Source organism: Chitinophaga sp. (assembly GCF_035564935.1).
In the GTDB taxonomy this organism is placed as follows: domain Bacteria; phylum Bacteroidota; class Bacteroidia; order Chitinophagales; family Chitinophagaceae; genus Chitinophaga.
Genome location: NZ_DATMTE010000712.1, coordinates 1 through 5,348 on the forward strand (window position 1 = coordinate 1; position 5,348 = coordinate 5,348).

Sequence of the window (5,348 nt, forward strand, 5' to 3'; positions counted from 1 at the left end):
TTTAACAAAGAATTGGCCCTAAAAAGCGTGTTCACCGGAATGAAGCGGCGTATTTTTGTGGGCGCAAATCAGCACTGCAATTTCCATGCAGCATGTACAAAGAAAGAATACCTCCTTCTTTCCCTCAGACGTTTGCGCAACCGGTAATTGGACAATCAGCCAATGCTGTGATGGAAGGCTTTATGAATTGCTCTCACACCAGCTATCGTGAAGAACAGAATGATTATTATACCAATGCCTGTAACGTGGAGTGCAAAACCTCCTCTCTTTACAGGAGGCCATTAGCAGGCATATACGCTTTTAGGAAAACGGAACCATGCTTAGAACAATTCCTGTGTAGTTTGATAGTGTGATTAGTGTGATGATAAAGAAGCCGGTTCTGCACTGAGAACCGGCTTTCTTTTTTTAATGCGTTGCGGCGCTGCTGATCATATATTTCCACACGGCTGTGAACTCCGTACCAAGCGTAGACCCGTGCTTGTCTTTACGGTCTATATCCGTTACAAGAATATTTTTTCCCGGACGTACCGGCATTTCCGGCTGTACCATTGTGGTATCGGTTACAGATTGGTGACTCACGGCACTTACATCCGCCACCTGGTACTGGTAATTAAACGGATCGCCTGTATGCAGGAAGGCATAATACCTGTTTACCGGCGTACGGCCACGCTCCTGCTGCCAGTGGGCGGGTGCATTAAAATACTGCAGGTAATCCTGCGGACCGGAAAACATCAGTACGCCCCCTAAGCGGAATTTTTTCCCGAAATACGCAGCATGCCCCGCTCCCTGCGAGTGACCGCCAACAATCACCTTATCCCACTGCACTTTTCCGTTATGTACAAATTCACGCCAGCCCTTATCCTGCGCAGCCAGGTATACCAGCAGTTTTGTAACCCGGTTCACCAGGCTGTTGGCAGAATCCACTTCTACCTTATCACTCACGGCCGTACCAAACATAATTTCCTGGCGGAAATGATCAAAACAGGTGCTGTCTTCGCTTTTGGAGCAGGCGGTTGTTATCACCGTATTTACATAATCAGGGGTTATTACGTAATAACCCATCGCGGCAAAACAACTGTCGAATGTGTGAAAATCGGCTGCCTTCCCACCTGTACCCGGAATCATCACTAACAACTGATGACGGTTATTTCCTGCAGCGGGTTCTACAGCGAGGTGCGGCGTATGCACCATTTTGAGTCCATCCTGGGTTTCCCCTGGTGCTATTGCCCGGAACTTCACCTGTGCATGGCTTACAGCGGAAAAAAGCAGGGCGCTTAAAACAAGTACATGATATTTTATCTTGATCATATGAAAATATAAATGAGTGGGCATTAAGATACAAATTTTGATCTTCTTTTAACAGTACGGCTATACGCAACCGGGATGAAAGGAAATTTATTCTGTAAATTAGTAGTATGATACCATGGACCGAAATATTAATACGATTATCGCTGGCAGCGGTGTTTGGCGGTATCATCGGCCTGGAAAGGGAACGGAAGGACTGGGCAGCCGGCTTAAGAACCCACATGATGGTTTCAGTTGGCGCCGCATTAACTATGATGGTTTCCGCTTATGGCTTTTCTGATATCCTGGGCCATCCGAACGTAGTGCTGGATCCCTCCAGGGTAGCCGCACAGGTGATCAGTGGTATCGGGTTCATCGGCGCAGGCACTATTCTTTTTTTGAAAGAAGGCGTGGTACGCGGACTTACCACTGCAGCGGGCTTATGGACAGTGGCTGCTATTGGCCTTGCCACCGGCGGGGGCATGTATTTCGCGGCCTTTATTGCCACGGCTATTGCCATCGTTATCCTGTGGCTGCTGCAGCCGGTGGAAAAAAGATTCCTTAGCCGTTTTGAACAAAAAACAATCCGCATCATCACATTCGAACGGAGCAAATCTATTGAAGTAGCTGATAAACTGTTTCAAAACACCGCTCTCAATATTACCTCCTGCAACATTGAGCAAACGGACAGCTTCTTCTTTATCACCATCCGTTTCAGGAGTATAGATAAGGCTATTGTTGGAAAGCTGATCGCGGATATACAGGCAGATGCAGGCGTAAAAGAAGTATCCTGGAATACATAAGCTTTTTACCTGGTCAAAGTAATGGCGCCTTTACAAATGGTGTAGTCTCATCGTAATATTATTATGCAGGGATAGATGCCGGGCTTGTCGCCTCCCTGTAAAATCAGGAGAACATAACATACACATCCCGCTAAGGGCGATAATTCTTCTTACTTTTGCGGGGAAATTTTAAACGATATATTATTTTGACCAACGAACTTTCAAAATCGAAATATTTCTTTCTAATTCTGATCCTCGGTACACTTACAGCATTAGGGCCTTTTTCCATCGACATGTATCTCCCGGGATTCCCGGCCATAGGAAAGGATCTGGGAGTAGATCCCACCAGGGTAGCCCTGTCGCTTTCCAGTTTTTTTATTGGCATTTCAGCGGGCCAATTGCTGTATGGCCCGCTGCTGGACAGGTTTGGCAGAAAGAAGCCATTATACATAGGGCTGGTGCTGTATGTGATCTCTTCGATCGGTTGTATGTATGTATCATCGTTGAATGGGTTGATTGTTTTACGTTTTGTACAGGCTATAGGCAGCTGCGCCGCGGCGGTGGCTTCTGTAGCGATGGTGCGCGATCTTTTTCCAGTTAAGGATAATGCAAAGGTATTTTCGTTGCTGATGCTGGTAGTGGGTACTTCCCCCATGATTGCGCCTACTGCAGGCAGTTATGTTACCAGCGCCTTCACTTGGCATGCGGTGTTCCTTGTATTGGGTATTATGGGAGCAATGATCCTGGCTGCCACTATTCTATGGCTGCCGGAAAGTTACCGGCCGGATACATCCATGTCATTAAAGCCAGGTCCAATTATCAGTAACTTCCTGTTAGTGGTAAGCGAGCCACAATTTTATACCTACACTTTTGCGGGCGCCGTTTCCTTTTCCGGCCTGTTCGCTTATGTATCGGCCTCGCCGCAGGTGTTCATGGATATTTATAAACTCAGCGACAAAGCCTATGGATGGATCTTTGCGGGCCTCTCCGTAGGACTGATCGGCTCCAGTCAGGTGAACAGCCTGCTATTGAAACGGTTCAGCAGTCAGCAGATAGTACCGGTGGCGCTGGTTTGCCAAACCATTACCGGGCTTGTTTTCATTGTATGCGCCTGGAATAATTTCCTGTCATTACCCGGCATTATTGCATTGCTGTTTATATACCTCTGCTGCCTGGGCTTTATCAATCCCAACACCTCCGCATTATCACTGGCGCCATTCAGTAAAAATGCGGGCAGCGCCTCCTCGCTGATGGGCGCTACCCAAATGGGAATAGGGGCGCTTGCTTCTACAGTAGTGAGCTTATACAATACGCATACAGCAACGCCAATGGCTGTTACCATGTGCGGCACATCGTTGCTGGCGCTGTTTATATTGCTGATATGCCGCCGCAATATTAAAACAGCCGTAGCAGCAACGCCGGGAGCCGCTACCATAGCGCATTAAAAAGGTGTCCACACCGTTCATGGTGTGCAACTTCTTTACAAAATTATAGATAGCTTCTGATAACATTTGCAGAAGCAGGGGAAATTGTATCTTTAATATCTCCCAAAAAAATGTTTCAATGGCATACAATGAATTACTCGCCGACCGCGTACGCGAAATCCTCTCTGCTGCATCGGAAAATATCACCGAAAAGCAAATGTTTGGTGGGCTTTGTTTTATGGTAAATGATAAAATGTGTGTGGGCGTAAAAACCGACAAGATGATGGTGCGTATTGATCCCGGCAAGTCAGAAAAAGTGCTGGAATCTGCCACCGGTGCGGAAATGATGGTACATGGCAACAGGGTGATGAAAGGATATATTTTTGTGGATATAAATGAGCTGCACACCAAAAAACAATTGCAGCACTGGATTAAAATGGCATTAGAATTTAACGTAAACGCTAAATCTTCCAGGAAAAAATAACCTGATAATGCTGATCAGGCTTTGATTTGCTGCATTTTTTTATACCTTTAAAACTACTGTAGCAATTTTAGGAACCTGATTTTTAACCGGCATTATTCGATTACTTATGAACACATTTACGCTGATAACGGCTTTAGTTACTATTAGTGCATTAATTTCCTACATCAATAACCGATTCATTAAACTCCCCGGAACCATAGGCGTGATCGTGGTTTCGCTCCTGTTATCATTACTGATATCGCTGACAGGTAAAATTTTTCCAGATGCTTTTACTTTTATCAAGGATGTAACCAACGGCATCGACTTTACAGGCACCCTGCTGGACGTGATGTTAGGCTTCCTGCTTTTTGCCAGCGCCCTGCATTTTGATTTCAACAAACTGAAAGCGCAGCGGTATCCTGTACTGGTACTAAGTACCGTGGGCGTAATAGGCTCCACTTTTATATTCGGATTCCTGCTGTACTGGGCCACAGAGCTATTGCATATAGATGTGCCACTGGTGTATTGCCTGCTGTTTGGAGCGCTCATTTCTCCTACAGATCCTGTAGCGGTATTGTCTATCTTAAAAAAATCAAAGGTACCCCCCGCCCTTGAAACTATTATTGGCGGCGAGTCATTGCTGAACGATGGTACCGGCATCCTGTTATTTGTGATCCTGAAAGAAGTAGCAGGACAGGCAGACACGCATGTATCGCTTTCACACGCAGCGGCCGTATTTTCACAGGAAGTATTCGGCGGCATTGCATTGGGTGTTATCTCCGCCATTGTTGCCTACAGGACCATGAAGCGTGTAGACGACTTCAACATCATCGTTATGGTATCTTTATCCATGGTAATGGTGATTTCCGTTCTAGGCGCCATGTTACACGTATCTATTCCACTGGCGGCCGTTTCAGCCGGTTTAATATTAGGCAACACTTCTCTTGGTACTAAAAATGCCGAAGAAATACAACACTACTTTCATAACATCTGGAGCCTGATCGATGAACTGCTGAACACCATTTTGTTTGTAATGATAGGGCTGCAGATCGTGATCATGCCTTTCCTGAAAAATTATTGGTTCACCGGCCTGATGGCCACTGTATTTGTACTCATTGCACGTGCACTGAGTATCACCATCCCGGCTATTGTATTAAAACGTTCATTGAAAACAAACTACAAAAGCATTGGCATACTCGTTTGGGCCGGACTACGCGGAGGCATCTCGGTGGCGCTGGCACTGTCATTGCCGGAGTCGCCGTATAAAGAACTGATCCTCTCCGCCAGCTACTTTGTAGTACTCTTCTCTATTATCGTGCAGGGCCTCACACTGAAGAAGGTGGTGGACCGGATGATCTAAGCGGATGTTGTCTGACTCAGGATTAAACTGATTAC

Annotated in this window: 5 protein-coding genes; 4 read left to right on the top strand and 1 reads right to left on the bottom strand. The window is 46.1% G+C overall.

Annotation, left to right across the window (positions count from 1 at the left end):
• Window positions 1-405: 405 nt before the first annotated feature.
• A complete protein-coding gene (locus VN105_RS18385) occupies window positions 406-1,308 on the bottom strand; it encodes a BPSS1187 family protein (protein WP_325642989.1) in 903 nt (300 codons plus the stop codon).
• Between the two features lie 107 nt (window positions 1,309-1,415).
• On the opposite strand from VN105_RS18385, the gene VN105_RS18390 reads away from it, so the two are divergent.
• The 4 genes from VN105_RS18390 (at window position 1,416) to VN105_RS18405 (ending at window position 5,313) form a co-directional block, all read left to right on the top strand.
• On the top strand, window positions 1,416-2,087 hold the full coding sequence (locus VN105_RS18390) for an MgtC/SapB family protein (protein ID WP_325642990.1): 672 nt from the start codon (window positions 1,416-1,418) through the stop codon (window positions 2,085-2,087).
• Window positions 2,088-2,272: 185 nt separating this feature from the next.
• The gene (locus VN105_RS18395; RefSeq protein WP_325642991.1) at window positions 2,273-3,511 is read left to right on the top strand and encodes a multidrug effflux MFS transporter; all 1,239 of its coding nucleotides are present in this window, start codon (window positions 2,273-2,275) and stop codon (window positions 3,509-3,511) included.
• A 118-nt stretch (window positions 3,512-3,629) separates the two neighbouring features.
• Window positions 3,630-3,974, top strand: coding sequence for a TfoX/Sxy family protein (locus VN105_RS18400; RefSeq protein ID WP_325642992.1), 345 nt, complete (start codon window positions 3,630-3,632; stop codon window positions 3,972-3,974).
• A gap of 106 nt (window positions 3,975-4,080) precedes the next feature.
• Window positions 4,081-5,313 carry a sodium:proton antiporter gene (locus VN105_RS18405; RefSeq protein WP_325642993.1) on the top strand — a complete coding sequence of 411 codons (1,233 nt, stop codon included), beginning with the start codon at window positions 4,081-4,083 and terminating at the stop codon, window positions 5,311-5,313.
• Window positions 5,314-5,348 lie beyond the last annotated feature (35 nt).

Excerpts from the sequence above, each read along its gene's own strand:
- VN105_RS18385 (WP_325642989.1), bottom strand. The coding sequence starts at position 1,308 with ATGATCAAGATAAAATATCATGTACTTGTTTTAAGCGCCCTGCTTTTT.
- VN105_RS18390 (WP_325642990.1), top strand. The coding sequence starts at position 1,416 with ATGATACCATGGACCGAAATATTAATACGATTATCGCTGGCAGCGGTG.
- VN105_RS18400 (WP_325642992.1), top strand. The coding sequence starts at position 3,630 with ATGGCATACAATGAATTACTCGCCGACCGCGTACGCGAAATCCTCTCT.
- VN105_RS18405 (WP_325642993.1), top strand. The coding sequence starts at position 4,081 with ATGAACACATTTACGCTGATAACGGCTTTAGTTACTATTAGTGCATTA.